This is a genomic window from Chlorobium sp. KB01, assembly GCF_001975465.1.
Lineage (GTDB): Bacteria > Bacteroidota > Chlorobiia > Chlorobiales > Chlorobiaceae > Chlorobium.
Map to the genome: position 1 here is coordinate 1 of NZ_MPJE01000003.1, position 5,324 is coordinate 5,324.

At 49.2% G+C, this 5,324-nt stretch carries 3 protein-coding genes; 1 reads left to right on the plus strand and 2 read right to left on the minus strand.

What is annotated here, in order from left to right:
* The first annotated feature begins 91 nt into the window (after nucleotides 1–91).
* On the plus strand, nucleotides 92–793 hold the full coding sequence (locus BOO20_RS00045; protein WP_076788984.1) for an SDR family oxidoreductase: 702 nt from the start codon (nucleotides 92–94) through the stop codon (nucleotides 791–793).
* 41 nt (nucleotides 794–834) lie between these two features.
* Here BOO20_RS00045 and BOO20_RS00050 read toward each other — a convergent pair whose 3' ends face one another.
* Nucleotides 835–1,194, minus strand: coding sequence for a response regulator (locus BOO20_RS00050; RefSeq protein ID WP_076788987.1), 360 nt, complete (start codon nucleotides 1,192–1,194; stop codon nucleotides 835–837).
* Nucleotides 1,195–1,199: 5 nt separating this feature from the next.
* The gene (locus tag BOO20_RS00055; RefSeq protein WP_233120832.1) at nucleotides 1,200–5,102 is read right to left on the minus strand and encodes a PAS domain S-box protein; all 3,903 of its coding nucleotides are present in this window, start codon (nucleotides 5,100–5,102) and stop codon (nucleotides 1,200–1,202) included.
* Between the last annotated feature and the right edge of the window lie 222 nt (nucleotides 5,103–5,324).

Sequence of the window (5,324 nt, forward strand, 5' to 3'; positions counted from 1 at the left end):
TCGAGCACCACCCAACGCAGTAATCGGGTTTCGGAATAAATAAATAGAGGTGCCCATAATAATTTGATCTCAACACTTTACAGGGGATATCATGAATTCTGAAAATAGTTACAGCGGAAGGGTTCTTGTGGCCGGGGCAACGGGACGAACCGGTCAATGGGTTGTGAAGCGGCTGCTGCATTATGGTGTTTCGGTCAGAGTCTTCTGCCGTGACCGGGATAAAGCCGTGAGTCTTTTTGGCGACAACGTAGAGTGTGTCAGCGGGGTGATCCAGAGCGCCTCGGATATTGCCGTTGCGGTGAAGGGGTGCAGTGCGGTTATTTCAGCGCTCGGCTCCGGCTCCTATTCAGGGGAGTCCTCCCCCGCAGAGGTTGATCGTGATGGTGTGATGAGGCTTGTTGATGAGGCTGCCAAAGCAGGGGTAAGGCATTTTGCCCTTGTCAGCTCATTGGCTGTGACCAGATGGTATCATCCGCTCAATCTGTTTGCCGGTGTTCTGCTTAAAAAATGGGATGCCGAAGAGCATGTGAGAAAGGTATTCTCCGGCGTTGACCGCTCCTTCACCATAGTAAGGCCGGGAGGGTTGAAAGATGGTGAGCCGCTGCTACACCGGCTCCATGTTGATACCGGTGACAGGTTGTGGAGTGGCTGGATCAACCGCTCTGATGTTGCGGAGCTTCTGGTGCTCTCGCTCTGGGTCGAAAAGGCGAAAAACAAAACCTTTGAGGTGATCAACGAGAGTGAAGAGAGTCAGCATAGCCTGGAGCCCTTTTATTCCATGATTCCTGAATAAAGCGGTTCAGAAGCTGTCGGCAACACTCTCGATGCTGATCGTTACAGGTTCCTGAGGGCATCAAGCAACTCTTTGCCTGTGAATGGTTTTTTCAGGGTGGAGTTTGCACCGAGTGTATCGGCCAGAACCAGATAGTTATCCGGGCCGACTATTCCTCCGCCTGAGATGGCCATGATTTTTATTGCCGGCAAAAGCGAGCGGATTTCAATGATCGTTTCAAGACCCTCTTTTTCAGGCATGATGAGGTCGGTTATCACCACCGAGATATCCCTGTGTTCCTGAAGCAGCTGAAGACCCTGGTTGCCGTCTCCGGCTTCAAAAACGGTATGGTTTTCCCTGGTGAGTGTGGTGACAATAAACTTTCTGACGTCGCCGTCATCGTCAATAACCAGAATTTTCATAATGATTAGTTAAGGTGTGGTGTGTTTGACAGTACTTCGTTGATTATTGATGCAATCTGAGCCAGATTGATCGGTTTTTTCAGGATCCGCCTGATACCGTAGTTACTCAGTGCATTGGTGGGTTCGATATCTTTTCCGTAGCCGGTCATCAGGATTACCGGCGTCTCGCTGCTGATTTTATGGAGCCGCTTGGCAAACTCAATGCCGGTCATTTCGGGCATGGTAAGGTCGGTAATGACAAGATTGAACTGCTCCCGTTTTTTCCGGAACAGCTCAAGCGCTTCAAGCGGTGAGTTTTTTGCTTCGATACGGAATCCAAGCCTGGTCATCATAAGTGTCATCATCCTTAGCGTTGCCGGTTCATCGTCAACAAAGAGGATGCTCCCTTTCCCTTCAGGAGGAAGTTTGTGCCTGATGGTTTTTTCGGTTTTTTCATTGACCACCGGCAGATAGACTATAAATGTCGAACCGACGTTGGGTCGGCTTTCGACGGTGATCTCCCCATGAAAGCTTTTGATAATGCCGTGGACAACCGAGAGTCCCAGTCCGGAGCCCTTTCCGACGGATTTTGTGGTAAAGAACGGTTCTAAGATGCGCTCCATTGTTGCCTCATCCATCCCTGTGCCGGTATCGGATATCCGCAGCTGCATATAGTTTTCAGCCTGAAGATTCGGGAGCATTTTATGCATGTCGGCATCAGGCGTGACCTCCCTGAGTTCAATGGTAAGCACCCCGCCCCTCTCTTCCATTGCCTGGAAGGCATTGGTGCACAGATTGACAATGATCTGATGAATTTGCGATGAATCGGCAAAAACATTGCGGCAGGATTGTTCTATATCCTGCTCAATGCTGATTGTCGATGGAATCGATGGCCGGAGCAGCTTCAGTGCTTCTTCGATGACGGATTGAACCGAGACAATATCAGGAGAGCATTCACTTGTTCTGCTGAAGGTAAGGATTTGTGCGACAAGATTTTTTGCTCTTTCAGCCGCCTTTGTGATCTCCGTGAAATACTCATGCATCGAATCCGCTCTGTCGCTGCAGAGCTCCCCCATTTCGGAATAACCGAGGATGGGAGTGAGAATATTGTTGAAATCATGAGCAATTCCACCGGCAAGCGTACCGATGGTTTCAAGCCGTTGCGTTTTGCGGAGTCGGGATTCAAGCTGAAGCTTCTCCTCCTGCGCCGTAATGCGGTCGGTGATGTCAAACAGAATCCCGTCAACGCCTCTGTACTGACCGTCGGCGGAGAAAACGGAGGTATTGCGGTCTTCTATCCATCTCAATTCACCGTTTTTCATAACGATGCGGTAGATCAGGGCCTGTGATGTTTTGGTTGATTTAAGGGTCATGTTGGAAACTGATACCGCATTGTGATCCTCCGGATAGATCATTGTGCCGGTTTCAAACAGATCCTTTTCAAGATCAGCAATGGTATAGTGAGCTTCAAAATCACCGATCATCGAGAGCATGGTCGTTTTTCCCTCTTCATTGGTACGATAGACGGTTCCGGGGATGTTGTCGATCAGGCTCTGGAACTCATTGACAATCCGTTTCTGCAGTAAACTGGTTCTTACCGCCTCTTCCGCAGCTTTCAGTTCAGTGAGGTCTACGATGATCCCCCGGACTCCGGTTACTATACCGTTTATAATGATCGATGAAGCATAAAGCAGAATCGGAAACGTGTTGCCATCTTTTTTGACCGCATGATACTCTTTGTTTATCGATTGCGTGGTTCCGGCCTTTACCGATTCAAAATCGGCAAGCCATTTCTCCTGATCTTCCGGAGGACAGAATTGAAAGAAGGAGATTCCGAGATCAAGCTCCTGTTTGCTGTATCCGAAAATTTCATATCCTTTCTGGTTTGAATAGGTAATACGTCCGATGTTATCTGCTTCAACCAGCGGCAGCGGAAGAAGTTCGGTCAGCTCCCTGAACCGTTTTCCACTCTCCTTCAATGCCAGTTCAGATCGCATCCGCTCGGAAACATCGTGGCTCATACCGAACAGTACCGGCTGATTGTTCCAGATTCCCGGTGTAACTTTGGTCTCGACAGGAATGCGAGTGCCACTTTTGGTTATCAGCGGAACCAGGCATGCAACCTCGGTTCCGGCAAGCATCCCCTCAATGTTCGCTTTTGCTTCAGCCTGTTGATCCTGGGGATGAAAAGAGAGCACATGCAGGTTGTGCAGCTCTTCGGAGGTGTAACCAAGCCGATTGCGCACATAGTCATTGGTGTGGATGACATTGCCCTCCATGTTGACAATGAAGAGGAAATCTTTAACCGTGTTGAAGAGTGTTTCGAGATTTATTTTTGCGGCCTCAATCTCTTTCTCGTGATGGGCCTGCATGATGGCCGATCCGATATGGGAGGCAAGGGTTTCAAGGGCTATGCGGGAAAAGTCCGGAATATGACACTGCGAGTGGGAGGCAATATTCAGGCAGGCAATGACCTCACCCTTGAAGGAGATCGGGACAATCGCAATGGCTTGCAGTTTTTCTTCGCTGATGGATTTATGCTTTTTATAGCTGAGGGTGCAGAATTGCTGATAGATGGGCTTCCCTTTCCGTATCTTTTTTACATTTGGTGAATCAAAGCGGTAGTATCCTGCCTGCTTAACAAATGTTTGTGACAGCCCCTCGTGATCGGCGAGGATTAATCCCTGTTCCTCATGATTGACAAGGTAAATGCCTCCGCAATCCATCCCTGAAGCTGATATTGCCGCATGAAGGCAGATTTTCAGGGTCTCCTGGAAGGATGAACTTTGGCTCAGCCTGATGGCAAGATCAAGCTCTTTCTTGATAAATTGCTCTATCTGTTTGTGTTGCAGGGCGCTGGCAATGATACTTCCGGCAAGTTTCAGCACTGAAATAATTTCGGGCTGCCAGTGTCGCTCCTGTGAAACGGCATCAAAGCCGATATAACCGAATGGCTGTGACCCTGCAATGAGGGGAATGACGATCAGCGATTTGATGCCCTGTGGCTCAAGTATCTCTTTTTCTGCAGAGGCCTCGGCTGGCATCTCTGCGACACGGGGAATATGGATGACCCGGTTGTTTTTGATATGCTCCATCCACCAGGGAGTCATATCGGTCGGAATCTCCTGCAACTGATCGATCTGCGGTTCAATGCCTTCAGCGCACCATTCGTAGGAGTTGTCCATCAGCGCCAGTTCGTTCCGGAACTGGAAAATGTAGCTTCGGTCAGCCAGAACAAATTTACCGATGAGGCGGAGTGTGCTGTTGATCAGTTCATCAATGTTCTCATAGTGCAACGTGATGAACTGATTTGAGAGTTCTGATACAAGCAGCTCGAAATGTCGGCTCTCCTCAACAGCCCTCTCGGACTCCTTTTTTTGTGTGATGTTCTGATGGGAGCCGATCATCCGCACCGGATTGCCTTTCGCATCACGCTCGAACACCTTTCCGCGGTCAAGCACCCAGACCCAGTTGCCGAGTTTGTGACGCATCCGGGCTTTCATTTCGTAATGTTCGGTTTTACCGCTGAAATGCTCTTCAAGGAGCTGGTTGTAGATCGCAAGGTCATCCGGATGATAGCGTTCCACCCAGGTATTGATCGTTATCGGTTCAAGCTCCTCAAGGGTGAACCCGATCATGGCGGCCCACTCTTCATTCACGGCCAGTTTTCCGGTTTTGATCTCCCAGTCCCAGGAGCCCGCATGCGTCGCGTCCAGAACCCGCTTGAGGTTTCTTTCGGATTTTTCAAGAGATGATGCTCTTTTTTCAAGCGCGGTCACTTTTTCCCTGAGCGCCTCATTCTCTCTATGAAGCCGTTCCTCTTCGCTGAACAACTCCGCTTTTTCTTTATGCATGAGCAGTAACGGATTGAACTGTGCAATGGCAACTCCCGACACTCCATCTCTGAACGGTTCTGTTGCCCGGTCCAAAATGGATCAGCGTGAACGTATGTCGTACATCCCGGAAATTAAGGCATGCAGGGATGCGGGAGCTTGAGGTCACAATTCTGTGCTTGATGGCTTTTCTGTTTGCGCCGGTTTACTTCATGAACCCGTTATGTGGCGCCTCTTGTCAAAGATAGTTGTTTCTTTGATAACCTCAATAATTCATGACGCCCAAAATTGGGGGTATTGCATTCCAAAAATAAGTTT